This window comes from Thermoleptolyngbya sp. C42_A2020_037 (assembly GCF_015272455.1).
Taxonomy (GTDB): Bacteria; Cyanobacteriota; Cyanobacteriia; order Elainellales; family Elainellaceae; genus Thermoleptolyngbya.
Map to the genome: position 1 here is coordinate 222,326 of NZ_JACYLP010000057.1, position 24,273 is coordinate 246,598.

Consider the following 24,273-nt stretch of genomic DNA (forward strand, 5'->3'; position numbering starts at 1 on the left):
TCATGCAAACTTCTCCAGAATCCAACCCCTCTTCCCTCTTCCCTCGTTCTTCGTTCTTCGTTCTTCGTTCTTCGTTCTCCGTTCTCCAAACAACACCTTACCCTGACGAACCGTAGCCAACACGTCGGCCGGCGTGACGCGAGTAACGATACTGGCAGGAATGTGGCGACTAGCGCGGAGATGCGGTTGGGTAAAGTCCAGCACGACAAAATCCGCAGGAAGCCCCTGTTCTAGATAGCCGTAGGTGTCGCCGCCGAGGAGCGATCGCACGTTGGTCGTCACCATTTTCAGAATCGCTCTGGGATCGGGGCGAATCGCGTCGCCATACTGGCTCTTAGCGACTTTATAGGTGAAATCCAGTTCGGCAAACAGGTTGGGGCTGTTGAGCAGGCCGTTGTCGGTGCCTAGGAGCAGATTGGCATTGCTTTCCAGTAATTTGGCGATGGGGGGTAGCGGCAGCCCGAGGTTGGCATTGGCGCGGGGATTGAGGGCAATGTTGGTGCGGTGCTGGCTCATCAGGGCGATTTCGGCATCGTTGGCGACGGTGGCATGAATCACCAGATGCGGCTGATACAGATCCAGCGCTCGCTCCAGGTCGCCCCGCCCAGTGACGGCGAGACTCACGTCCCGGTAGCCTTCATTTTCCAGACAGTGGATTGCCCGCAGCTTTCCCTGTGCCTCGGTCATCTCGCGAATTTGCACCCAGGCGGCGTCGGTGAGGTCGTTCATGGTGCTTTCCGAAAAGCCATCGGCAACTGCTAGCACGGCCGCCAGTTCCGCCAGCGCCGCATCCGATAGCGGAGCCTGGTTTTCCCGAAGCTGGGCATCGCTAAAGGGCAACTCGTTGAACTGGCCCAGCACCACCGAGCGCACGCCCGTTTCTGCGGAAGCGCGGCGCAGTAGCTCGCTGCCATACGTGCCCTGCTCCCGAAAGTCGATATGTCCCACGGTGCCCGTGCGGGCCATGTAGTGGAGGTGGGCGGTGATGTGGCGGAGGTGTTCGGCTTCGGATTGTTTCGCGAGTTCTCGATATTTGTAGCCGTGGGGACGAAAGAAGCCCTGCTCCAGCGTCATACCCGTTGCGCCGTCGGGCAGGCAAGCGTCGCCCATGTGGGTGTGGCTATTGTAAAAAGCGGGCACGATGACCTGCGTTCCCCGCTCCAGGCTGAGGCAGGGTGCGCCTAGGTCGAGGCGGGTGATGGTGTCGGCGGTGACAGAGAGGCGATCGCACCAGTGCGGCCCTAGCTCTGGGCCATACAGCACAACGCAGTCGGTGAATTCCAGCATCGGCAGCGGGTTGGGGTGGGGTAGGGCAGACGTGACGTGACATTCAATGGCGAGATGTGGCGATTCTAATCCCACCCGATGGAGAATTGTCGTAGGCCATTCACAATTTGTTGATTAGCTGATTACTTTCCAGTCCCCCTTCTAGTCTCATTAGCTCATCCTGGGCAAGGCCCCCGCAGCCTCTCCACCCCACCCCAACATCCCAAATCCAAAACCCAAAACCCAAAATCCAAACCCCCTCCCCAACTCCATTCACCTCTCCCTGCAACCCTCCGTGAGCTATTGTCTCAATCCCAACTGTGCCAATCCCCGCAATGTGGGCGATCGCCGCTTTTGCCAGAGTTGCGGGATGGAGTTGGTGCTGGGCGATCGCTATCGGGCGCTGGAGCCGCTGGGGGCGGGCGGGTTTGGGCGGACGTTTTTGGCGGTGGATGAATACCTGCCCTCGCGGCCGCGCTGCGTCATCAAGCAACTGTTTCCGCCGAAGCCGGGAACCCGCCACGCCGCCAAAGCAGAGGAATTGTTTCAGCGGGAGGCCGAGCGGCTGGACGAACTGGGGCAGCATCCGCAGATTCCCAAACTGCTGGCGCATTTTATTCAAAACGGCTATCCATACCTAATCCAGACCTATGTAGACGGGCATCCCCTGACGCGAGAACTGCTGCAAGCGGGCGCGTTTGACGAAGACCAAATCCGGCATCTGCTGCGGGGTCTGCTGCCTGTGGTGCAGTTTGTCCACGACCATCAGGTGATTCACCGAGATATCAAGCCCGACAATATTATTCGCGATCGCCACACGGAAACGCTGACCCTGGTGGACTTTGGCGCATCGAAGATGACAACGGCTTCCAGCCTCAGCAAAACGGGCACGGTCATCGGTAGTGCGGGCTATTCTGCACCGGAACAAGTGGCAGGCAAGGCCACCTTCGCCAGCGACCTCTACAGCCTGGGGGTTACCTGCATCCATCTGATGACCGAGGTGCCGCCCATTGACCTGTATTGCTTTGTCGAAGGGCGCTGGCTATGGCGCGACCACCTGATGCAATCCGTCAGCGATGACCTGGCCCTAGTCATCGACCGGATGATCGAGCCGGCCATCAGCCGCCGATACGCCGCCGCTAGCGCCGTCTTGCACGATCTGGAACCCGCGCAGGTGTCTTTCGCCCTGCCCTATCGTCCGTCTGCGCCGATGATTCCCGCCGCTACGGTTCCGCCCCAGCGATCGCCCTGGCGCTGTATGCGGACGCTGTGTGAGCATAAACAGGCTGTGGCGGCGATCGCCCTCAACCCGCGCAATCAGCAGTTTGCCAGCGCCAGCTTCGACGGCTCGATTCGGCTGTGGGACGTAAAAACCGACCAGTCCACAGGGATTCTGCTGGGACATACGGAACCCGTCGTATCGCTGGTGTTTAGCCCCGACGGGCAGCGGCTCATCAGCGGCAGCCTGGATGATACGCTGCGGGTGTGGAATCCGGAGAACGGCGAACTGCTGCGAGCGTTAAACGATCCGTCGGATTCGATCGTGTCGCTGGCGGTGGCGGTCAGTCCCGACGGGCAGACGGTGGTCAGCGGCAGCGATCAGCACACGATTCGGCTGTGGCACTTGGCGACAGGGCGGCTCGTTCGCACGCTGGAAGAACCCCGCGCCGTCACCTGCGTCGCCATTAGCCCCGACGGTCGCCTGCTGGCCAGCGGCAGCAGCGGCAATACGATTCGCCTGTGGAACCTTTATACGGGGGAACTCTTGAAAACGCTGGAAGGGCACAGCCGCGATGTGAATGCGATCGCCTTTAGTGCAGATGGGTCGATTCTGGTGAGCGCCAGCAGCGACCATAGTGTGCGCCTTTGGAACTTTGAGACGCGCAAGGTGCAGGTACTCAATGGACACCACGACTGGGTAAAGGCGATCGCCCTCAGCCCCGACGGAACCCTCCTCGCCAGCGGCAGCAGCGACCACACCGTAAAGCTGTGGAGCTTGCCCGATGGCAAACTCTGCCACACGCTGGCGGGGCATACCCGCGAAGTGAATGCGATCGCCTTTACGACCGATAGTCAGATTTTGATTTCGGGAAGCCGCGATCGCACGATTAAGCTCTGGCGACGTTAGGATCTGCGATCCTTTGGACGCGGGTGTGTGATTGAGGCGACTGGCGAGCCAAACAGCCTTGGGGGATTATCCCCCACACCCCCTTTTGCAGGGGACGAAGCGTCCCCCACACCCCCTCCTAAGGGTTTGTCGGTGAGAGTGAGAGGTCGCTTCGCATTGCAGAGGTAATAAGGGCGATCGCGCAGCGTCTTCCTGAGAGAATCACGCAGTGTCTCCTGGGAGAATCACGCAGCGTTCTTTCCGCAGGCTTTTCCAGAACAACTCCGCCCAGAGATGTCTGGCAATATGCCGACCGAATTGCAGACGGACAGAATGTTGACGGACACCGCCGATACCGAGGTCGGAGGGGGTTTGGGGGACGCGCTTCGTCCCCCAAGCAGGGGGTTTGGGGGAAGGCTTCCCCCAAGGATTGCTGGTTCGCCAGTCGTTTCAACCCATCCAACAATCAACCAACCGGGCAATCAACCAAACGGGCAATCAACCAAACGGGCAATCAACCAAACGGGCAAAAACGGGCGATCGCCCTACTCATGCACCCAGGGCATAATCGTCGGCGTCCAGTTCACCAGTTCTTCCGGCTTAAACCACAGGCCGATTTCATACTCCGCCGTCTCTGGCGCGTCGGAACCGTGGATGATATTGCGGCCAATGTTTGCGCCCAGGTCGCCGCGGATTGTGCCCGGTTCGGCATTCAGCGGGTTGGTCGCGCCGATCAGCTTGCGGGCCGAGGCAATCACGCCGTCACCTTCCCACACCATCGCCACCACCGGGCCAGAGGTGATAAAGTCCACCAGACCTGCGAAAAAGGGGCGCTCCTTGTGAACCGCGTAGTGCTGCTCCGCCAGCTCGCGGCTGGGCTGCAAAAACTTCAGCCCCACCAAGGTAAAGCCTTTCGTCTCAAAGCGGCGGATAATTTCGCCCGCCAGCCCGCGCTGCACGCCGTCGGGTTTGATTGCGATAAAGGTGCGTTCCACAATAGTTACTCCAAATACTCCAAATAACTCCTAACTGGATTCCGAGCGGTGGGTTCCGATCCGGACAGTCCAACCGGGGGACTCCAGGCGGAACCCTTGCAAGCCTTCTCTATGCTCAGAAAAAGATGGCCCTTTGTAAAGGGTAAGCGGCGATGGTCATCGGGGCTTCATGTCAGAGCTTAATCGAAACTTAATCAAAGCCTTGCGCGACAACGGATACAGAGATTTTTTGAGGAAATACGCTAGACTTAAGCTGAGCTTAAGCAATGCAGACCTGAGGGGGTGTCGTGCGTCGTGCGACACCCCAAACTGTTGAGAGGAATTCTAAAGTCTACTCGGCGGCTCATCATCCATGTTTTAGAGGAAAAACTTGATGGAAGTAAAACCCAAACTCTTTGCCAGCGATGTGGAAGAACCCGGAGGGGGAAAGCTCGCAGAAACGCCGCGAGACCGACGCATCACCAAGCTGCCCACTCCAGAGACGGGGCGTGTGAAGTCGGGCTGGACGATTGAAGACAGCGAGGAACTGTACCGCATCAAGGGCTGGGGCGATCCGTATTTTTCGATCAACGCGGCAGGACACGTTACCGTCTCTCCGCAGGGCGATCGCGGCGGTTCGCTAGATCTATACGAATTAGTGCGAGCGCTGAAGCAGCGAAATTTGGGACTGCCGCTGCTGATTCGCTTTTCAGATATTTTGGAAGACCGGATTCAGCGGCTCAATGCTGCCTTTGCCAAGGCGATCGCCCGCTACAACTACCAAGGCGTTTATCGCGGCGTGTTTCCGGTGAAATGCAACCAACAGCGGCATCTGATCGAAGACCTGGTGCGTTTCGGCAAGCCCTATCAGTTTGGGCTAGAGGCGGGGTCAAAGCCAGAACTGATGATTGCCCTGGCGCTGCTAGACACGCCTGGGTCGCTGCTGATCTGCAACGGCTATAAAGATCAGGAATATATTGAAACGGCAATCCTGGCAAAGCAGTTGGGCAAGACGGTGATCGTCGTGCTAGAGCAGGTGGAAGAAGTAGATCTGGTGATTGCCGAGAGTCGCAAGCTGGGAATCATGCCGATCGTGGGTGTGCGGGCCAAGCTGAGCGCCAAGGGCATCGGGCGCTGGGGTGGCTCGGCGGGCGATCGCGCTAAATTCGGCCTCACCGTGCCTGAAATCATCCAGGCCGTCGAAAAGCTCCGCGCCGCCGACATGCTGAGCTGTTTGCAGCTATTGCACTATCACATTGGCTCCCAAATTCCCGCCATCAATGTGATCAAAGACGCAATTCGAGAAGCCAGCCAGATTTTTGTAGAACTGGCGCAACTGGGCGCGAATATGCGCTATCTGGACGTGGGCGGCGGACTGGGCGTAGACTACGACGGCTCCAAGACCAACTTCTACGCCTCCAAAAACTACAACATGCAGAACTACGCCTACGACGTGGTGGCAGAGGTAAAAGAAGCCTGCGAAGAACGCGACGTGCCCATGCCCACGCTGATTAGCGAAAGCGGCCGGGCGATCGCCTCCCATCAGTCCGTTCTCGTGTTCGATGTGCTGGGCACCAGCGATGTCATTGCCGAAGAACCCGAACCCACCACCGACGACGACCATCTGATTCTGCGAAACCTCTACGAAACCTGGCAATCCATCACGCCAGACACCTATCAAGAGGCTTATCACGACGCAACGCAGTTTAAAGAAGAGGCCATCAGCCTGTTTGGGTTTGGCTATCTCAGCCTGGTAGAGCGGGCGCGGGCCGAGCGGCTCTACTGGGCCTGCTGCGCCAAGATTCTAGAAATCGCCCGCCAGCAGGACTATGTGCCCGACGATCTGGAAGACCTGGAAAAGATCATGGCATCGATCTACTACGTCAACCTGTCCGTCTTCCAATCTGCCCCCGATAGCTGGGCCATCGACCAGTTGTTCCCCATCATGCCGATCCATCGACTGGACGAGGAACCCACCTGCCGGGGCACCCTGGCCGACCTCACCTGCGACAGCGACGGCAAGATTGACCAATTCATCGACCTGCGCGATGTCAAGTCGGTGCTGGAACTGCATCCCCTGGTCAGGGGGCAGGGATCAGACGCGAATTCTGAACTCCAGACCACAGAGCCGTATTACCTGGGGCTATTTCTAGGGGGCGCGTATCAGGAAATCATGGGCAACCTGCACAACCTGTTTGGCGACACGAACACAGTACATATCCAGCTCACGCCCAAGGGCTACCAAATCGAGCATGTGGTGAAAGGCGACACCATGACCGAAGTGCTGGGCTATGTGCAATACGACTCGGAAGACCTGATCGAGAGCATCCGCCGCCAGAGCGAAGCCGCCCTACAAGAGCGACGCATTACCTTGCAAGAAGCGCAACTGCTATTGCAAAACTACGAGCGATCGCTCAGTCGGTATACATACTTGACCTCGTAGGGAAGGAGGAAAAGGGAAGAACGAAGAGCGAAGAACGAAGAGCGAAGAACAAAGAGGTTCCGTTTTTCGTTCTTCGTTCTTCATTTTTCGTTCTTCATTTCTTCCGTCCCTCCCCGACTGCCTCGATCTGCCGCGCCACCGTCCACGCGCTGTAGCTCACGCCCGCTGTGCCCTCGCCGGGATGGGTCGAGTCGCCCACCAGCCACAGGCGAGGAATCGGCGTGCGGTTGGCAAAGCCGAAGGGGCCGAAGGTGGAGACACGCTGCCCAATGCCGCCGACCATGCCGCGATCGCGCGCGGTGTAGTACGCAAAGGTGCGGGGTGTGGCGGCTTCGGTATGCAGGAGCGTTTCGGCAGTTAGGTGGAAAAATTGACCTAAGCGGGCGATCGCCGTTTCGGTGTAGTGCTGCTTCAGTGCGGCGTAGCGGTCGTCGTCGCCTTGCCAGATGCGTGGGTCAGTAAAAGACGACGCAATCACCGTGGCGCAGCCGTCTGGGGCGCGGCCATCGCCCGGATGGCTAACGGAAACAAACAAGGAGTTATTCTCGGCGATGGGCCCGTCAAAGTCGTAGAGAAATTGCAGGTGCGGCGGGCAGTCAGCCGGAATCGCGTCCTGCTTGACCCCTAGATACACCACAAACGCGCCGGAGCCGTCGGGCAGCTTGTCTACGCGCTGGCGATAACCCGTGGGCGCGGCCTCGCCCAGAAGTTTCACCAGATTTTGCACCGTTACGTTGGCGACGACGTGATCGGCGGGTTCTGTCCAGGTTTCGCCCGTTTTGAGGTTGCGGACGCGCACGCCGACGGCGCGACCCTGTTCCGTGAGGATGCTGTCTACCGAATGGCGAAGGTGCAGCGTACCGCCGTCGCGTTCCAGGGCTTCCACCAGGCGATCGCTCAAAGCCTGCATACTGCCCTGGAGGTGAAACAAACCCTGGGGCGACTGCGACACCGCTAGCGCTGTGGCCGCGTAGAGCAGCGCCGTTTCCTCCGCATCCACCTGGGAATAGAGCTTCAGTTGCAAGTCTAGAAACCGCCGCAGTCGATGATCTTGCCCCAGCCCATACCAGCGCAACACCTGCCCCACCGTAGAAAACGTATGCGGCAGCGTAGTCAGCGTTCCCGGCCGCACCGCCTGCAACAGTTGCCAAACATCCCACCCATTGCGCGGCGGCAGCACCGGGTCGCGCCCCTGAAACGCCCAACTTGCCTGAAACAAGTCCTTGAGCAATTGCCAAAACGGTTCGCTGCCGGGAAACTGGCGCTGTCGCTCCTGCTGCCAGCGTTGCGGATCGCGCCACACGCGGATTGGCTCCGTTTCCCCTGGCAGATAGACGGCACAGGCGGGGTCGCAGGGGGTGGCGGCGGGTGGTTCGATGCCCAATTCAGCAAAAATTCGGTGGTGAATGCCGCCCGGTTCCAGTCCCGCTACCTGGGTCGCGCCCACGTCGAAGGTAAAGCCGCGCCGCCGAAACGTAGACGCACAGCCCCCCGGCGCGATCGCCTGCTCAAACACGCGCACCCCATAGCCCCGCCGCGCCAGCAGCGCCGCCGCCGTCAGCCCGCCAATGCCTGCCCCGATTACCACCACACGAGGAGATTCCACACGAGGAGCCATGCGCCCTACTCCAACTGGCGATCGCCAGCCCTGTGACACCTTCATTACATTTCTTAATAATCCTCATCTTAACGTTTAACCGGATCAGGGCGATCGCCCCTCAGAAAAGTCGAGGTTATTGGGGGCCGGTTCAGGTTAAGGTAAGGTTAATGATCATTTAAGCCCGATTTTCACAGATTAGCGATGGATATAGGCGACCTCGTGCGCCTGAAGCAGCCGTTTCAGCCCGAACCAGACAGCGATCGCACATACAGCTATGGAATCATTGCCGGGATTGTCTGGTCGGAGGATGCATCGCCCCCGTCGCCCCCCGTAGAAATTGTGCTTTACCTATACGATCTCGATACACGGCAAATTTACGTCGATTCGGCTGGGCTACAGGCCATTTATGCCTTCCGTGCAGATGAGCTGGAGCTAGTGTGAGGTTTTGGATTTTGGGTTTTGGATTTTAGATTTGAACCTTTGCCGCTTCAAAATCGCAGGCCAAACGTCAAGCTCAAAATCTAAAATTTTCTTGCCATTGGAGATCGCATCCACTACAATCGTCCATCAAGCTGTGAAAGATACCCTATCGACGCAGCGTCCCCGAAAAATTCGCCGCGAGTCGTTTACGGCGCTGGCAGGTGTTAGCCGCACCAACCAGCACCTGACCCGTTGACAGAATAGGCTGTCTCAGGGCTTTGCTTATTTTAGCCGCCTTGAAATTCGCTCTATGTCTTTCGGGCGGCGGTTTTTCGGGGTTTCCTTCATTCCCATTTCAAGAGGAAACCCCAAATGCTTCAAATTCAATACTTTTCGGCGGCTTCCAACCCGGAGGCGGCCTCGGTTTCGCTGCCTGCTTTTCTGCCGCCGCTGCTGCCGCAACGGCCGAGCCGCCGCCGTCTGCGCCTCTACCTGGTCGGTTCCCCCGCCGACACCCAGCACGAGATCGACCGCCTGCATCTGCTGCACTATGCCGAGCGCTTTGAATGGAGCCGCGTGGTGCAGATTCCCGACGGCGGCATCGTCCTGCGTCCCGATGCGGGGGATGTGTTGCGCTATCTCCAGCGCGATCGCCCCCTGAATTAACGCCATCGTCCCTTTGACTAGGACGAAGAAATTAAGGGAAGACTAGGAGAATCAGGAAAATCGGTCGCCTGCGGAGAGGGTTCGCTCCTGCCGCAGGCGATCGCCCCTCCGCTCTCCGCATCTACCCGCGCCCACCTGCATGACCTACAGCCTACGGATCGCCGACCTGCCGCAAAGCGAACGTCCCCGCGAGCGGCTGCTGACCTACGGGGCAAAGCAACTTTCCACCCCAGAGCTAATCGCCATCCTGCTGGGAACCGGGCAGGGGCCGGGCAAATTGTCGGCCGTGGGCCTAGGCAATCTGATTCTAAAAACCCTGGAAGAGAGCCACGGCAACGGACTGGCAGCCTTGCAGCACGTTGCGCCTCAGGAGTTGATGCAGATTAATGGAGTCGGCGAAGCAAAAGCGACGACCATTTTGGCAGCGATTGAATTGGGCAAGCGGGTGTTTCAGTCTCGACCGGGCGATCGCACCATCGTAGACGACCCTGCCGTGGCCGCCGCCGTCCTCAGCCAAGACCTCATGTGGCAACCCCAGGAGCGCTTTGCCGTCGTGCTGCTAGATATCAAGCATCGCCTGCTGGGAACCCAACTGATCAGCATTGGCACAGCCACCGAAACCCTTGCCCATCCCCGCGAAATCTTCCGCGAAGTAATCCGCCGGGGCGCAACCCGCGCCATCATCGCCCACAACCATCCATCGGGAAACCTGGAACCCAGCCCAGAAGACATCGCCCTCACCCGCCAACTGCTGCAAGGCGCACAGGTCTTGGGCATCCCGCTGCTGGATCATCTAATCTTAGGCAATGGCGACTTCATCAGCCTGCGCCAAACCACGCAGCTTTGGAGCGAAACGCCCCAGGAAGTCTAGCGCCACCCCAACCGTGAATGGAGGATTCCCCGATGCCCCTCGCATCCAACGAACCCAAAGCAGAATCCGGTCTATCGACCCAGCCCGCCTCTGAACCCAAAGTCTGGACAGATGCAGAATTTATGGCGCTGCCGCAGGACGGTCACCGCTACGAACTGGTGAACGGAGAACTCATTGATATGGGCAACTCAGGAATGGAACATGGCTGGATAGCCAGCAACTTAATGATTGTATTGGGTGGCTTTGTGCGAACCCATAAGCTCGGTGTCATGTGCGACTCTAGCATCGCCTTTTCTATGAAAAACGGCAATCGGCGATCGCCCGATGTGTCCTTCGTGGCCAAAGAGCGGCTGCAAGGGCTGCGGCGGCTGCCCAAGGGCTTCTTTCAGGGTGCGCCGGATTTGGCGGTGGAAGTCTTGTCACCCAGCAACACGGTCGAAGAAATTCACGAAAAAATCGTCGAATATTCTGAAAACGGAACTCGCCTAGTATGGGTGATTCACCCCGATGAGCAGTACGTGCTGGTCTACCACAGCCCCAGCCCCGATCGCCTGCTGCGGCTCCAGGATGCGCTGGAGGGCGAATCGGTTGTGCCTGGGTTTTCCCTCGCTGTCTCAGAACTGTTTGAAGAGCTAGACTTCTGAAGTCTCGTCTCCTCATCATCCCTGATCCAACCCCTGCTCGCGATCCAGCGTCATCTGAAACGCCTGGAGTGCCGCAGGCGTGCCGACTGTCCACACCTACGCCACAGCCTCTAGAATTAGCTGCTTGACTGGAAGCTCAGGAAACGTTGGGCTATAGTCAGATTCCACATAATGCCCATCATGCAGGATGTAAAACGTCAGGTTTCCATTGGCATAAACCCACAGTTCTGGAACGGCGATCGCCTCATAAGCCGTTAGCGTCGTCACGGAAGTTACATCTGTTTCAATTGCCAAATCGGGCGGCAGATCGCCCGGTTGCAGCCGCCGCCGACCCCGCATTTGCGGCGCGTGCTGAGTGTAAAAACAGGTGTCCGGCTCAACCCCAGCGATGCCTTCTCGTTATTTAAAGAACTCTCTCAGGGCGGGTTGGGGGCTTGCAGCAGGAACTTAGGAACTTTTATCTTCGACTCCAAACCAGAAAACCTAAACCAGTGCCTTGAGCAGCGCTTGCAGCTTTAGCTTGACTTCAGCCAGTTCGCGGGCAGGGTCTGATCCGGCGACGATGCCCGCGCCTGCATACAGCCGAGCGCGATCGCCCTCTAGCATAGCCGAGCGAATGCCGACGATAAATTCTGCATTGCCCGCCGCATCGACCCAGCCCAGGGGCGCAGCGTAGAGCGATCGCCCAAAGCCCTCAGAGCGGCGAATTTCCTCGCAGGCGATATCGCGGGGCAGTCCAGCCACGGCGGGCGTGGGGTGCAGCGCGTCCACCAGTTCCAGCGGGTGCAGTCGGGCGGGCAGGTGGGCATGAATGGGCGTGTGCAAATGCTGAATATTCGACAAGCGCAGCAGGTCGGGGGCGGCGGGCATCTGGGGGGATAGCCCAAGACAGAGCAGGCGATCGCGCAAAAAGTCCACCACTACCTGATGTTCGTGCCGCTCTTTGGGCGTGTTCAGCAGGGTGTAGCCCAGCTTCGCATCTTCGTCTGCTGTGCGGCCTCGCGGCGCAGACCCCGCCAGCGCATCGGTCGTGAGGCGCTGATTCCGCACGCTGACCAGTCGTTCGGGGCTGGCTCCGATAAAAGTCTTGCTGCCGCCCTGGTTCACCGAAAAGATATAGCAATCGGGATAAAGCTGCCGCAGATGATGCAAAGAAAAAAGCCAGTCGAATGGACGGCGAGAAATCACGTCAACCGCATGAGACAGCACCAGTTTTTGCAGACGATTTTGATGAATCGAGCGGAGTGCTTTTTCAACCGTTTTTTGGAAATCATTAATTTCTAAAAATTCCCAGGATTGGGGGGCGATCACCTCACTGCCCGCAAAGTTTAATAAGGAATAGTTTGCCTGCTGAATTTTTTGAAACTTGCGCCAGAGTGCATCGGTTAGCATTGTCACATTAGTATCAGCACCCAGCGCTATATTTGCAGTTGCCAAACAGCGATCTGGCTGGCGCAAAATCTGCCACTCTGGCAGCAAGATCATGGCAGAGGCAAATGGTGAATGAAGTGATCTAGGTTCATCAAAAAAGGTGTAGCTACAAAAACAGCGAAGATCCGCCGGAGAGGTGATGCCCGTTGGCACAGTTTCCACCCCATGAGTTGCCATGAAACGAGGCATCCCAATTAAGCTGTGCTTGAGAAATTGCTGAGTTCTTAAAAAGCGGCTATCGCCCCCTGTGCTGAGCGACAAAGTTTTCCCAAAAGCCGCTACAGCCTCGCCTTCGTAGGGTTTTTCAAAGTAGAAATGGGGCTGATCAGAGAGATTAAATTGATGTAGAGCCAGCAGTGGATCAACCGCCTCAATCTCCTGAGAAATGCTGACCCAATTGCAACCAGATTGATGCTCAGAATCTAGGACTTGTTTGATATGCTTCTGGCATTGGGAAAGGAGTTTATATAAACTTTTGCAATCTTGAACAGGTTCAATCGGTCGGGGTGCGACTGGCATGAGTCAATGGTAAAACGGTTCGATAAAGGTGAGCAGTAAAACAGCAATGGCGGGCGCAGCCTGTCTACTACAGGTAACATACTTGGGCAAAGTCTAGCCACCGGCCCATCAGATCTGATGAAGCTGACGATTGTCTCCGACAAAGCCAAGGCCCATCAAGCGTTTGGACGAGGGTCGATCGCCCGCAATATCAGTCACAACTCTTTACAGTTCCAACAGGTCGCCACGACCAATCGGAGAGGCGGAAAATCGTAGAATAATGAGGCTTCCAGCAGTTACCCGCCCGCAATGACGACCAAACCGACCCGACAAACTCCCTCCACAAACCTTCACTCCCTGGAACCGACACTCAGCGCTGGGTCTGTGGTCGGCCCCCACCCAGAGCAGCCCGCCAAGCCGCCTGCCAAAAAGCTCTGGATGGCAGCTCTGAAGCCACCCATGTATAGCGTTGCGATTATGCCGATTGCGCTAGGAACGGCGATCGCCTATTTTGAAAAGCGATCGCTTCGATGGGATATTTTGGGTACGTTTTTGGCAGCCGCAATCTTGATTTTGATCTGGGAAAATCTGAGCAATGACGTGTTTGATTCGGAAACCGGAATCGATCAAAATAAACATCATTCTTTGGTGAATTTAACGAGAAACAAATCCCTGATTTTTGCGATCGCCAATGTTTGTTTAATTCTGGGAATTTCAGGCATCATTTCTATTTCCTGGATTCAGCAAGATCCTACAGTTCTGGTTCTCGTCTTGCTCTGCTGCGGATTGGGCTACGTGTATCAAGGGCCGCCCTTCCGCCTGGGCTATCAAGGGTTGGGCGAAATTCTCTGCTTCTTCGCCTTTGGGCCGCTGGGTGTATCGGCTGCCTACTATAGCCAGAGCCAGTCGGGGTCATGGGCGAATCTGGCTGCATCCATCATTTTGGGCATCAGCACTAGCCTGATCCTGTTCTGCTCCCACTTTCATCAGGTGGCAGATGATGCCGCCGCCGGAAAGCGATCGCCCATTGTCCGTCTGGGCACCCGCCGTTCAGCAGAGTTGCTCCCCTGGCTCTGCGGCAGCCTCTACGGGCTGACAGCGCTGTTCGTCGTCACCGGGCTATTTCCCCTCTGGACGCTGCTCCTATTTGCCAGCCTGCCGCCCGCGCTCAAGCTTTGCCGCCACGTCCTCGCCAACCACGACAAACCCGCCCGCGTCAGCAACTGCAAATTCATCGCCGTGTCGCTGCATTTCTGGAGTAGCCTGCTGCTGTGTGCAGGGTTTGTGCTGGCCGCAGCATAGCGATTTTGGAACTTATAGAAGCAACTGTAGATTTTTGATTTTGGTGGATTTTAGTTGGCCTTAGCCAGTGGTCGCCCAATCCAAAATCCCCAATCCAAAATCCATCAGACTTTCGCCACAGGCACCGGACTCACGTCTACATTTCGCCCAAACAATACCCTCGGCTTCAGCAACGCACGAAGCAGCAGCCAGAGCGACTGAAACTCGCCAGGAGACTGCCGCGTTTTCCACTGCCCCGGACGGCAAAACAAGACTTCCACCAGGCGGCGCTGTTGTTCCAGGCTCATCTCTTCAAACAGAATCCGCACAGTGGGAAACTCGTCGCTCATGCCTGTCCGCTCGACCAATCCCTGAAGCGACAGATTTTCTTCCAGGAGCTCGATTTGCACAGGCGGCAAGTCTTCCGACAGCGGCGGAAAGCCCGCCTGCGTCAGGGCGACCTCTACGCCCACTTCAGAAATCATAGTGGTGATGCCGTAAAACGTGCGATCGCCCACTTGCAGGCGCACCGTCCGGCGCAGGTCAAACCATTCATAGGGACTGGGGCGCGGCGCATCCAGCAAAATCAGCAGCGCAATCCCCAGCATCATCAGGTTATACAGGCTCCACAGCCAGCCCAGCCCGATGCCCTTCACCACCATCGCCTCTTCGGGCGTGACGGTCTGCTGCCATGCGCCCTTGATCATGCACATGCCCAGGTTCACCCATAGGCTAATGGCCGTTAGCACGAAGAAAATTAGGATGGGTGCGGCCAGGTTCCAGTTAAACATAAAGCGATCGCTCGCAGTGCCCTTAGGAGTAACTTTGAACCCTTTAGAAAACGGATTCAGCATTACCTTCACCACCGTGATCGCTAACGGCACCGCCAGTGCCAGCGAGTAAATGTCTGACAGCACGGCGGAGCGCGATCGATAGTTCAGCCAGGAAAACACCGCAAGCTGCACCAAATAATAGGGCAAAAAGAAATACATCAGCTCCGCCGCCGTCGCCCGCAGCGGAATCACGCCCAAAAACGAATACGCCAGCGGCATTAGCAAATAACCGACGCGGGAAATGCTGGTAAACCAATGCAGCAATCCCTCCAGGTGGGCCAGCCGCTGCAACGGCCGCAACCCCCGAATCGTCAGCGGATTCGCCTGGATGAAAAAGGCTTGCAGCGTGCCTTGGGCCCAGCGCAGCCGCTGGAGCGCGTGGGAGGCGATGTTCTCTGCCGCCAGCCCGGCGCTCAGCTTTTCGTCCAGATACACCAGGCGATAGCCCTGAGCCGAAATGCGAATGCCCGTGAAGTAATCTTCGCTGAGGGAATCCGTGACAAAGCCGCCGATTTCATCCAGCACGCTGCGCCGCACCACAAAGGACGTGCCGGAACAGATGACGCTGCCTGCCCCATCCCGAATCGGCTGGATCTGGCGATAAAATACCTCTTCTTCTGGCGTTAAGACATCCTCCAGTCCTAGGTTGTAGGCAATTGGGTCGGTGTTGTAAAAAGTCTGCGGCGTTTGCACCAGCGCCACCTGGGGGTCTTGAAAAAAGCCGACCGTGCGGATCAGGAAATTGCGGGTGGGCACAAAGTCCGCATCAAAGACCACAATCAGTTCCCCATTGGTGCGGGGCAGGGCGTTGTTGAGGTTGCCTGCTTTGGCGTGGCGATTGTCGGGGCGGGTGATGTATTCGCAGCCCAGTTCTGCTGCCAATGCCTGAATTTCGGGACGGCGTGTGTCGTCCAGCAAATAAACCGTTTTAGCCGGATAGTCAATCGCCTGACAGCCAATGACCGTGCGCTTGAGGATAAAGGCGGGTTCGTTGTAAGTGGGGATGAAGATATCGACGGTTGGTACATATTGCCCGGTTTGCACGTCCTGAGAGAGGGCATCGGCTTCGGAACGGCGATCGCGCACCTTCAGCATCAGCGCCAGTTGGATAATCGCGCTGCTCAGCATTAATAGTTCCAAAAACAGCAGCCCCAGGCTAAACACCCCATTTAGCGGCGTATTCAGGTTTAGCGTGCTGGCCACTCGCCACAGCACATAGCGCACCGTCAGCACCAGCAAAATCGTCACCACCACGGTTCGCGACCAGGGACGCGGACGGGGCGACAGCGCCATCACCCCCATCACCAGCAGAAACAGCGCCACGGTGGGCACCAGCAGGTATTGCCCCGTCACCATCGGCACTTCTAGCCAGAGCGGCGGGTTTTGCTGAATCGCGTTGATCTGGGCGAAGATTTTGCTAATCGTGCCCTGCCCTGCAAACCAGAGCGCCACAATCACAAAGGCGATCGCCACCACGCTCAGCAAAATCAGCGTCGTCAACTGCGGACGCATCGGCGCAGGTGTGGATCGGGACACCTGCTGACGACGAATTTCAGAAGTAGTCATAAAAGATGAGTCCTCAATCTGACATCGGCAATCAAGCAAAATCGCTGCTTCCAATCCAGCACCTTGACGTACCACCGCGTCACAAGCTTTGCCAAGCTAGGTGTCAAGCAGTACGCCGCCCCTCCTTAAAAGTACGAACTCAAGCACAGGAAGGATTTGAGAACGGCTTGGAACACGCCAAGTTTTCGATCTGCACCCGTTTCCCTAGTTTCCAGGCTCGGGCCAGCTTCAATGCCCAGAACAGCGCGATCGCACAATCAAGCTCCAGCAAGCCCCAGGTATATCAGCCAGTCCTCTACCCAACTGTTGTATAGATAACTTGTATTGATAACGTCAATAACTCCGCACACAGCGTTTCTGAAGCGAATGAGGGACGCAGATAGCCACAAAACCCTCATCTTTTCAGACCGTTGCGCCTCTTACCACGCAAGGAGATCTTGTATCTCGCAAAGCTCCTCTCAAACAATGCCACATTGCTTCGAGGCGCGACAATTAAGTTCTGGTCATCCAATTCACGGCTGCACGGGTTTTGATTACTTACGGCTTGCCCTTCTATCAAAAACCCGTATCGCCGAAATTGAGAAAATCCCGCATAATCTTAAGAGAACGCAACAGTATGGTGTTCGCATCCCCAGCTGCGATCGCCGCAAACAGCCCCTATACCGAGTTCAGGAGACGGTTCACCTATGGCCATGATCGAAACCAAGACCGAACCCATGGTGCTGAACATGGGTCCCCATCACCCCTCGATGCACGGGGTGTTGCGGCTCATCGTCACTCTGGACGGGGAGGACGTGGTGGACTGTGAACCTGTGATTGGCTATCTGCATCGCGGCATGGAAAAAATTGCAGAAAGCCGCACGCCTGTCATGTACGTGCCCTACGTCAGCCGATGGGACTATGCAGCAGGCATGTTCAACGAGGCGGTCGTCGTCAATGCCATCGAAAAGCTGGCAGACGTGCCCGTTCCCAAACGCGCCAGCTATATCCGCGTCATCATGCTGGAGCTAAACCGCATTGCCAACCATCTGCTGTGGCTTGGCCCCTTCCTGGCAGACGTGGGGGCCCAAACGCCCTTCTTCTACATCTTCCGTGAGCGGGAAATGATTTACGACCTGTGGGAAGCTGCGACGGGCTACCGCATGGTGAACAACAACTACTGGCGGATTGGCGGCGTTGCGGCTGACCTGCCCTATGGCTGGGTTGATAAGTGCGCGGACTTCTGCGACTACTTCCTGCCCAAGGTCGATGAATACGAAAAGCTGATTACCAACAACCCCATCTTCCGCCGCCGCGTCGAGGGCGTTGGCACCATCACCCGCGAAGATGCGATTAACTGGGGGCTGTCTGGCCCAATGCTGCGGGCTTCGGGGGTCAAGTGGGATCTCCGCAAGGTCGATCACTACGAGTCCTACGACGACTTTGACTGGGAAATTCATTGGGAAACCGCGGGAGACTGTCTGGCGCGTTACCTAGTACGAATTCGCGAAATGCGCGAGTCGGTCAAGATCATTCGCCAGGCCCTTGCAGGCTTGCCGGGTGGTTCCTACGAAAGCCTAGAAGCCCAGCGGATGAATGCCGGCCCGAAGTCTGAGTGGAACAGCTTCGACTATCAGTTCATTGGCAAGAAAGTTGCGCCGACCTTTAAGATTCCCAAGGGTGAAAACTACGTCCGCATTGAAAGCGGCAAGGGCGAAATTGGCATCTACGTGATCGGCGATGACAACGTGTTTCCCTGGCGCTTCAAGATTCGCGCCGCCGACTTCAACAATTTGCAGATTCTGCCTCATTTGCTGAAGGGCGTGAAGGTGGCGGACATTGTGGCAATTTTGGGCAGCATTGACGTGATTATGGGTTCGGTGGATCGATAGCGAACTGAGTAGAGCGTATTGCACAGCAGGCTACACGGCTGGTGCAGTTTGTGCTGAGTTTCCGCCAGTTTTATTCATTTCTGCGGCTCGAGACAAAGGTTTCGAGCCGTTTAGGTATGCTTTTGCGGTTCGTTTTTTGCAGAGCAGCGAGGGACTTAAGTGGAGGCTGGATGGAACCTGATTTGGGGCGATCGCGTCATGGGCTTTATCTTCACCTTCTACATCCCGGCTCAGCGTCGCTCAGTGTGTCTGGGTCAAGTTTTAGGGCAGTTTCTTGGTCAACGGTTCACCCGGTTGGGTCAATCTTGTCCAAATGGATTGACTTACACATTCCAACCAAGGATAAATAAGTATGTTTACATTTAGGTAAGTATGTTTACATTCCACGATCTGCTCAGATCTTTTTGGGCAGCGTGGCGGGTTTCACAGTTCCGGTGCGTAGAGTCTGGCGCCGGGTTCTGAGGCTTTCCGAAATTCCAGCAGCAATGGCTGGATTACTAGAAACAACAACCTCTTTGGAAGCGCGTTCGAGTTCGATTCACGTATCAGAAAGCTCGATGGAATTAGCAACAACACTGAGGGGGCATACCGTCCACAACGCGGTGCGTGAGGTCGGCATCAACCCCAACTACTGGTATCCCGTTTACTGGGCTGAAGATTTGCAGCCGGGTCAGGTGGCGCAGGTGGTGGTCTGGCAGCAGGCGATCGCCCTCTACCGCACCCCCGATGGCCAGGTCTACGCGATGGAGGATGCCTGCCCGCACAAAGGGGTAGAGCTACACAAGGGCAAAGTCAAGGGCGATCGCCTGGTGTGCCCCTATCACGGCTGGGAATTCAACTCAGACGGACAATGCGCCCACATTCCCTATCTGCCACCCAATCAAAAACTGCCCTGCGCCCAAGCCCGCAGCTACCCAACGCGAGAGCGCTATGGCATTCTCTGGGTGTTTCCGGGTGATCCGTCCCTAGCGGAACAGGTCGCCATGCCCCATATGCCGGAATACGACGACCCTGCCTATTTTCAAATCCCCATTCCGGGACATTTCCACGCCCATTTCTCGATTTGCAACGAGAACACGATGGATGTGTTTCACGGCTATCTGCACGAAAACCTCCAGGGCTGGTACGACCCGAAATTGCTCAAGCTAAAGGAGTCGCCCAATTCCGTTTTGGCAGAGTATGAGGTGAACTACGAAGGCTGGATGACGAAGGTGCTGGGGCTGAGCGAAGACGGCGGCAAAACCACTCGCATCGTCTCGGTTCATTACCAATATCCGCACTACACCAGTTCGCTGGAGGGCGTGTCCTCGCTCTACCTTAATCGGTTGCCCGTGGGGCCCAAGGAAACTCGCTCCTTCTCGATCCTGTTCCTCAAGCTGCCCCTGCCGCAGTGGTTGGTGCGTCCCATCCGCAAGCCGCTGATGCTGTTTGTGCGGCGGTTTGTGTTTATGAAATTTCTCCTGCAAGATGTGGAGATGATGGAGAGCGAGCAGCGGGTTTTCACGTCAGATCCCAAGCGGCGCTACGTGGAAATCAATCCAGCGATCATTGCGCTCCAGCGTGTCTTTTTGCGGCAGTATGAGCAGTTTCTGCAACGGTCTCAGGGATTCTCTGAGGCACTTTCTGGAGCGATCGCCCCAGCAGATGTAGCAGCCAGTAGTGAAGGAGAAATGCCGCAGCCTGAGCCTGTTTTGGCAGACTCGGCAAGGCGTTCGGTGGACACTTCCAATGGGAGGGGTGAACTGTAACAATCTCAAGACATGGATTAATCTCCTTCTGGCAGAGTAAAGGAAAACTCTTATTGTAATTATCAAAAAGCGCCGCCGGAGCAGCGCCAGAGGTCGAGAATTCACCCAAAAGCTCAACCAGGTTTCACGAGTGTCGATATAGCGCCAATGGACTTAGCAGCATGAACTTAGCAGCATGGATTCAGCAGCAATGAGTTAAGCCAAGTCTAATCATCCGAGGGGCTAGAAGAGATACGCTACTCAATTCAGTTAGGTGAGGGGAGTTTACTGTGCAAGTTATCAAGGAATACGTTCAGCGCTGGTATGAGAGCGGGCTAGACCCGGATGAATATATCTGCCATCGCAAACAGGGCAACCTGGTAGAAATTGAAGAGGCCGATACGGGCCGTCGCCGCATGGTGCTGACCTTCTGCACAAACGATGTGCTGGGTCTGGTGCAAAGCCCTGCGGTCAAGCAGGCAGCCATCGACGCGATTCTGCAATTTGGCACGTCGAACAGTTCGACCTCGGTGCTGAGCGGACGAATCGATCTGCACCGCCAGCTTGAAGATGAAATCTCTGCCTTTAAGCATCTGGGTCATACGCAACTGTTTTTGAATGCGTGGATGGCCATGCAAGCGCTAATGGATGCGTTTTGCCATCAGGCGATTCCGGTGCCAGGGTTCCAGAACACCCGCGAGACGCTGATCATGACCGATGTGCTGAATCACGGCTGCATCGTGTCGGCGATCGCCAATGCGGGCACTCGGTCAGGCAAGCTGTTTGGCCACAGCCCTGCGGTGCGCGTGCGAGCCTATCGCCACTGCGACATGGAAGACTTTGCCCGCAAGCTGAAGCGCTATGCTAAGCCGGGCGATCGCATTCTGGTCGTCTCCGACGCGGTGTTCTCGATGGATGGCGACATCGCGCCCCTGCCCGACATGATCGATATCCTGTCGAACTATGAGGACACGACCCTGGTGATGGACGAAGCCCACGCCAGCGGGTCGATCGGCGCAACGGGTCGCGGCATCTACGAACACTTTGGAATTTTGCCGCAAGATGCGCTGGATAAGGGCGTAACGCCGCTGATCATGACCACCTTCTCGAAGTTTGGCGCGTCAGTGGGTGCCGCCATCAGCAGCCCGGTGGCAGAGCTAAAGCCGCTGCTGAATGTGTCGCCTTCTTCGATTGGCACCTGCTCTCTGGCACCCCCACTGACTGCGGCTGCTCTGGAAGCGGTGCGCCAGGTGCGCCAGCATCCCGAACTGGTGCAACGTCTGCATGACAACACGCGCTATCTGCGGAACCGTCTGGCAGAAAACGATTTTCTGGCGATTGGTGAAACCAATGTGCTGCCTGTGCTGCTGCCGCCGGATCTGAATCCGAAAGATTTTGCGCGATCGCTTGTGACCAACCACGGTATCTGGGTTTCGCCCATCTGGTACATTGCCAAGCCTCGTCTGCGGATCACGGCCAACGCGCTGCACACCCGCGAGGAAATGGATCGCCTAGTGGCTGCAATGGTGGCGGTGCGCGAGGAGATGTCCTATAAGCCTGCGGCAACCATCAGCGCTTAGTCCGGGAATTAGAGATAGGCAGCATGAAATTGGCGATCGCCCTTCTCTGAACGCTGAAGTGAACCTACCTTGCATCGCTTAAGAAAGACGGCGGCATCAAGTGTCGCCGTTTTTGTTTAGCAGAATCAAGGGGGCGATTGAACCAAGACTGAACCAAGATTGAACCAAAACGTTTGCGTCTAGCCGCGCGAAATAGGAGAATGGCGCAGAATCAGTTGTCGATTTGCGGCTACTTGGGGCTGATTCGCCGCTGCAATCCATCGAGCGCTATGTTAGATACTCCCGTCGGCTGGTTGGTTTTGTTTTTAGTGGGCACAATGACGGGCACCCTGTCGGGGCTGCTGGGCATTGGCGGCGGGCTGATTATGGTGCCGATTCTCACGTTTTTTGGGCTGCCGCTGGTGCAAGCAACAGCGACGAGTCTGGTTGGTGTGCTGCTGAGTGCTTTGTCAGGGAGCTACCAAAACCTGCGGACGGGTACGCTGAACTGGCGCGTTTCTCTGCTGCTGGCGGTGTTTGGCATGGTGACGGCGCAGGTTGGGGCGTGGCTGGGCGATCGCCTGCCTGATGCCTCCCTATCGCTTGCCTTCGCCGTGCTGCTGCTGGTCACGATCTACCTCATGGATCTCCGCCGCAAGCTCGCCCAAAAAGAGCGCCATCTAAAAATTCCAGCCCCCGAAACAGTTTCAGCACCCGTTTCGACCTCTGCCAATGCTCTCCCGCCCATCGCTGGAATCGGCCTCCTCGCTGGAATTCTCTCTGGCCTCTTCGGGGTGGGGGGTGGTGTGGTCATGGTACCGCTGCAAACGCTGTTTTTGGGCGAAACAATCAAGTCTGCGGTGCGAACCAGCCTGGGGGCGATCGTACCGATTGCCATTTCAGGACTAGCGCAACATGCCTATAACGGCAACGTGCTGTGGATTGCAGGGTTCTGTCTAGGGCTGGGCGGCATCGTCGGCGCTCAGGTCGGCACGCGCCTTCTGCCTAAGCTGTCCGATCAAACTGTGAATCGGCTGTTCAAATCCTTCCTGATTGCCCTGGCAGTCTATATGACCGTGCGGGGTGTAAAAGGGCTTGGGGGCTAGGGTGCAAGGGGTTCGGCTGGGCGCAGAGCAAGCCACGAATCGGGCGATCGCCCTCCATCCTCAACCCAATCGCCCTAAGTAGCAAAACCTATTGCAAAACTTAGTGATATTTTTTAGTGATATTTTCGAGCTTTTTGCGCTATCCTGCGATCGCCCCAAATTCTCACGTTTTCGATCCCCTCGACCTCGCTTGACCTCGCTTGACTCGACCTGGCTAGATTGGCTCGCTGTCCTTGGCTATATCTCCCTGGCGCTGCTGGTGTGCTGGCGCGTCTTGCAAACGCAGCCTAAGAAGTAGCCTGGAAAATGCCTAGAAAATATCGCTCTTCAGAAAAACGCTCCCAAAGGTCTTCATGGCAAAGAAACCAAAGCACGATCTGAAATGGGTGAAAGAAACCCTCAGCCTGCCCGAAAACCACAACTGGAAATCGCAAGATGGCTACAACATTTTCGTAGCTGGACGCGGTGCCGTGCGGTTCGACGTTCCCGAAGATTGGATCTTCGAGCCAGATGAAAAATCCTTCAAGTTTTTTGACGGCAAGCCGCCCAACGACAACTGCCGCCTGGAGGTGTCCTATAACCTGCTCCCAGAGGGCGACTGGACGCTGTTCCCGCTGGTCAGCGTGCTGAAAGAGCTAGTCGAAAAAGACGAGCGTAATATTTTAGAAAAAGGCGAAATCGTCAGCCTGAAGCGGCAAACCGCCCGCGTCGTCTGGACAGAGTTCAAGTTTCTCGATTCGCAGGAAAATCGCGAAGCCTACTCGCGCACCTGCATCGGGCTGGGGTCAGGGGTGCAGTGCCTAATCACCTTCGACTATTGGGTAGACGATGCCAAGCGGCTCACACCCGTTTGGGATGTGGTCATGAATACGCTGACGCTGGGGTTGTTTATCCGCGACCCCAGACAGGGCTTTGCGTTTCCTGATTAACACTTCCTGATTAACACAATGTGCAACTTTGCCGATTCCCTTGTGTGAATCGTTGGGCGGCGGTGCTGCCCAACGATTCACGCTCTTAGAAAAGCATTTGTGCAAGAGGTCTACTAAAGATCAGCTAAAGATCAGCATCTTCTCTCCGAATGCGATCGCACAGCACGTAAATCGCCTGCACCACGCGCTCGTACAGCGCCTCATCAGACCCTTCATGCTCAAACAACTGGCGCGTTTCTTCGACCCAAGCATCGGCCGTTTCGGTCGTCCATTCTTCCATCAGGTCTAGTTCCATCTCTTCCAGTTTCATCGCTTCTAGCTCCAGGTTTTGTAGCAGTGCTGGGTCTTCGGGCATGTCGATTTCTGTTTCGATCCATTGGTTCGAGTCAGCCCGTTCTGAATCAGCCGTTAAATTCCACAGCAAGTCCATCTGAGCAAAATCGGGCGGGTATTGGGGTCGTCGTGCCATGTCGCCTCACCA

The 24,273-nt window shown here is 56.6% G+C and carries 19 protein-coding genes; 12 read left to right on the top strand and 7 right to left on the bottom strand.

Going from position 1 to position 24,273, the window contains the following annotated elements:
• Entirely contained in the window at nt 1–1,362 is a 1,362-nt protein-coding gene (locus IGS16_RS21855; RefSeq protein WP_297089151.1) for an amidohydrolase family protein, read from the bottom strand.
• A 199-nt stretch (nt 1,363–1,561) separates the two neighbouring features.
• On the opposite strand from IGS16_RS21855, the gene IGS16_RS21860 reads away from it, so the two are divergent.
• Nucleotides 1,562–3,394 (top strand): serine/threonine-protein kinase, encoded by a 1,833-nt coding sequence (locus IGS16_RS21860; protein ID WP_297089153.1) that lies wholly within the window; start codon nt 1,562–1,564, stop codon nt 3,392–3,394.
• A 524-nt stretch (nt 3,395–3,918) separates the two neighbouring features.
• Here the strand turns inward: IGS16_RS21860 and ndk are convergent.
• Nucleotides 3,919–4,368 (bottom strand): nucleoside-diphosphate kinase, encoded by a 450-nt coding sequence (gene ndk, locus IGS16_RS21865; protein WP_172354111.1) that lies wholly within the window; start codon nt 4,366–4,368, stop codon nt 3,919–3,921.
• 373 nt (nt 4,369–4,741) lie between these two features.
• On the opposite strand from ndk, the gene speA reads away from it, so the two are divergent.
• Nucleotides 4,742–6,790: a biosynthetic arginine decarboxylase gene (speA, locus tag IGS16_RS21870; protein ID WP_297089158.1), complete on the top strand. Its 2,049-nt coding sequence runs from the start codon at nt 4,742–4,744 to the stop codon at nt 6,788–6,790.
• A gap of 94 nt (nt 6,791–6,884) precedes the next feature.
• Here speA and crtD read toward each other — a convergent pair whose 3' ends face one another.
• A complete protein-coding gene (gene crtD, locus IGS16_RS21875) occupies nt 6,885–8,408 on the bottom strand; it encodes a C-3',4' desaturase CrtD (RefSeq protein WP_297089268.1) in 1,524 nt (507 codons plus the stop codon).
• Nucleotides 8,409–8,591: 183 nt separating this feature from the next.
• On the opposite strand from crtD, the gene IGS16_RS21880 reads away from it, so the two are divergent.
• The 4 genes from IGS16_RS21880 (at nt 8,592) to IGS16_RS21895 (ending at nt 10,991) form a co-directional block, all read left to right on the top strand.
• A complete protein-coding gene (locus IGS16_RS21880) occupies nt 8,592–8,831 on the top strand; it encodes a hypothetical protein (protein ID WP_297089160.1) in 240 nt (79 codons plus the stop codon).
• Between the two features lie 351 nt (nt 8,832–9,182).
• On the top strand, nt 9,183–9,476 hold the full coding sequence (locus tag IGS16_RS21885) for a hypothetical protein (protein ID WP_297089161.1): 294 nt from the start codon (nt 9,183–9,185) through the stop codon (nt 9,474–9,476).
• Nucleotides 9,477–9,615: 139 nt separating this feature from the next.
• Entirely contained in the window at nt 9,616–10,347 is a 732-nt protein-coding gene (radC, locus tag IGS16_RS21890; protein ID WP_297089163.1) for a DNA repair protein RadC, read from the top strand.
• Between the two features lie 32 nt (nt 10,348–10,379).
• Nucleotides 10,380–10,991, top strand: coding sequence for a Uma2 family endonuclease (locus tag IGS16_RS21895; RefSeq protein WP_297089165.1), 612 nt, complete (start codon nt 10,380–10,382; stop codon nt 10,989–10,991).
• Nucleotides 10,992–11,087: 96 nt separating this feature from the next.
• Here the strand turns inward: IGS16_RS21895 and IGS16_RS21900 are convergent, their stop codons facing one another.
• Complete coding sequence (locus IGS16_RS21900; RefSeq protein WP_297089269.1) at nt 11,088–11,381, bottom strand: Uma2 family endonuclease; 294 nt, start codon at nt 11,379–11,381, stop codon at nt 11,088–11,090.
• 93 nt (nt 11,382–11,474) lie between these two features.
• A complete protein-coding gene (locus tag IGS16_RS21905) occupies nt 11,475–12,941 on the bottom strand; it encodes an isochorismate synthase MenF (RefSeq protein WP_367185853.1) in 1,467 nt (488 codons plus the stop codon).
• A gap of 417 nt (nt 12,942–13,358) precedes the next feature.
• Between IGS16_RS21905 and menA the strand changes: the two genes are divergently transcribed.
• Complete coding sequence (gene menA / locus IGS16_RS21910; protein WP_297089271.1) at nt 13,359–14,222, top strand: 2-carboxy-1,4-naphthoquinone phytyltransferase; 864 nt, start codon at nt 13,359–13,361, stop codon at nt 14,220–14,222.
• A 104-nt stretch (nt 14,223–14,326) separates the two neighbouring features.
• Here menA and IGS16_RS21915 read toward each other — a convergent pair whose 3' ends face one another.
• Nucleotides 14,327–16,600 carry a glycosyltransferase gene (locus IGS16_RS21915; RefSeq protein WP_297089168.1) on the bottom strand — a complete coding sequence of 758 codons (2,274 nt, stop codon included), beginning with the start codon at nt 16,598–16,600 and terminating at the stop codon, nt 14,327–14,329.
• 686 nt (nt 16,601–17,286) lie between these two features.
• On the opposite strand from IGS16_RS21915, the gene IGS16_RS21920 reads away from it, so the two are divergent.
• From IGS16_RS21920 to IGS16_RS21940, 5 genes are all read left to right on the top strand, one after another.
• Nucleotides 17,287–18,471 (top strand): NAD(P)H-quinone oxidoreductase subunit H, encoded by a 1,185-nt coding sequence (locus IGS16_RS21920; RefSeq protein ID WP_068512840.1) that lies wholly within the window; start codon nt 17,287–17,289, stop codon nt 18,469–18,471.
• Between the two features lie 557 nt (nt 18,472–19,028).
• The gene (locus IGS16_RS21925) at nt 19,029–20,219 is read left to right on the top strand and encodes an aromatic ring-hydroxylating dioxygenase subunit alpha (RefSeq protein WP_297089171.1); all 1,191 of its coding nucleotides are present in this window, start codon (nt 19,029–19,031) and stop codon (nt 20,217–20,219) included.
• 269 nt (nt 20,220–20,488) lie between these two features.
• Nucleotides 20,489–21,778, top strand: a complete 1,290-nt coding sequence (locus IGS16_RS21930) for an aminotransferase class I/II-fold pyridoxal phosphate-dependent enzyme (protein ID WP_297089173.1) — start codon at nt 20,489–20,491, stop codon at nt 21,776–21,778.
• Nucleotides 21,779–21,978: 200 nt separating this feature from the next.
• Nucleotides 21,979–22,863 (top strand): sulfite exporter TauE/SafE family protein, encoded by an 885-nt coding sequence (locus tag IGS16_RS21935; protein ID WP_297089175.1) that lies wholly within the window; start codon nt 21,979–21,981, stop codon nt 22,861–22,863.
• 353 nt (nt 22,864–23,216) lie between these two features.
• Nucleotides 23,217–23,792 carry a hypothetical protein gene (locus IGS16_RS21940; RefSeq protein ID WP_297089177.1) on the top strand — a complete coding sequence of 192 codons (576 nt, stop codon included), beginning with the start codon at nt 23,217–23,219 and terminating at the stop codon, nt 23,790–23,792.
• 124 nt (nt 23,793–23,916) lie between these two features.
• Here IGS16_RS21940 and IGS16_RS21945 read toward each other — a convergent pair whose 3' ends face one another.
• Nucleotides 23,917–24,261: a hypothetical protein gene (locus tag IGS16_RS21945; protein WP_297089179.1), complete on the bottom strand. Its 345-nt coding sequence runs from the start codon at nt 24,259–24,261 to the stop codon at nt 23,917–23,919.
• Between the last annotated feature and the right edge of the window lie 12 nt (nt 24,262–24,273).

Bases quoted from the DNA above. Each gene is read 5' to 3' on its own strand.
- IGS16_RS21880 (WP_297089160.1), top strand. From the start codon at position 8,592: ATGGATATAGGCGACCTCGTGCGCCTGAAGCAGCCGTTTCAGCCCGAA.
- IGS16_RS21905 (WP_367185853.1), bottom strand. From the start codon at position 12,941: ATGCCAGTCGCACCCCGACCGATTGAACCTGTTCAAGATTGCAAAAGT.
- speA (WP_297089158.1), top strand. From the start codon at position 4,742: ATGGAAGTAAAACCCAAACTCTTTGCCAGCGATGTGGAAGAACCCGGA.
- IGS16_RS21940 (WP_297089177.1), top strand. From the start codon at position 23,217: ATGGCAAAGAAACCAAAGCACGATCTGAAATGGGTGAAAGAAACCCTC.
- IGS16_RS21935 (WP_297089175.1), top strand. From the start codon at position 21,979: ATGGCGCAGAATCAGTTGTCGATTTGCGGCTACTTGGGGCTGATTCGC.
- IGS16_RS21925 (WP_297089171.1), top strand. From the start codon at position 19,029: ATGGAATTAGCAACAACACTGAGGGGGCATACCGTCCACAACGCGGTG.
- radC (WP_297089163.1), top strand. From the start codon at position 9,616: ATGACCTACAGCCTACGGATCGCCGACCTGCCGCAAAGCGAACGTCCC.
- crtD (WP_297089268.1), bottom strand. From the start codon at position 8,408: ATGGCTCCTCGTGTGGAATCTCCTCGTGTGGTGGTAATCGGGGCAGGC.
- IGS16_RS21895 (WP_297089165.1), top strand. From the start codon at position 10,380: ATGCCCCTCGCATCCAACGAACCCAAAGCAGAATCCGGTCTATCGACC.
- IGS16_RS21920 (WP_068512840.1), top strand. From the start codon at position 17,287: ATGGCCATGATCGAAACCAAGACCGAACCCATGGTGCTGAACATGGGT.
- IGS16_RS21885 (WP_297089161.1), top strand. From the start codon at position 9,183: ATGCTTCAAATTCAATACTTTTCGGCGGCTTCCAACCCGGAGGCGGCC.
- IGS16_RS21945 (WP_297089179.1), bottom strand. From the start codon at position 24,261: ATGGCACGACGACCCCAATACCCGCCCGATTTTGCTCAGATGGACTTG.
- IGS16_RS21915 (WP_297089168.1), bottom strand. From the start codon at position 16,600: ATGACTACTTCTGAAATTCGTCGTCAGCAGGTGTCCCGATCCACACCT.
- menA (WP_297089271.1), top strand. From the start codon at position 13,359: ATGGCAGCTCTGAAGCCACCCATGTATAGCGTTGCGATTATGCCGATT.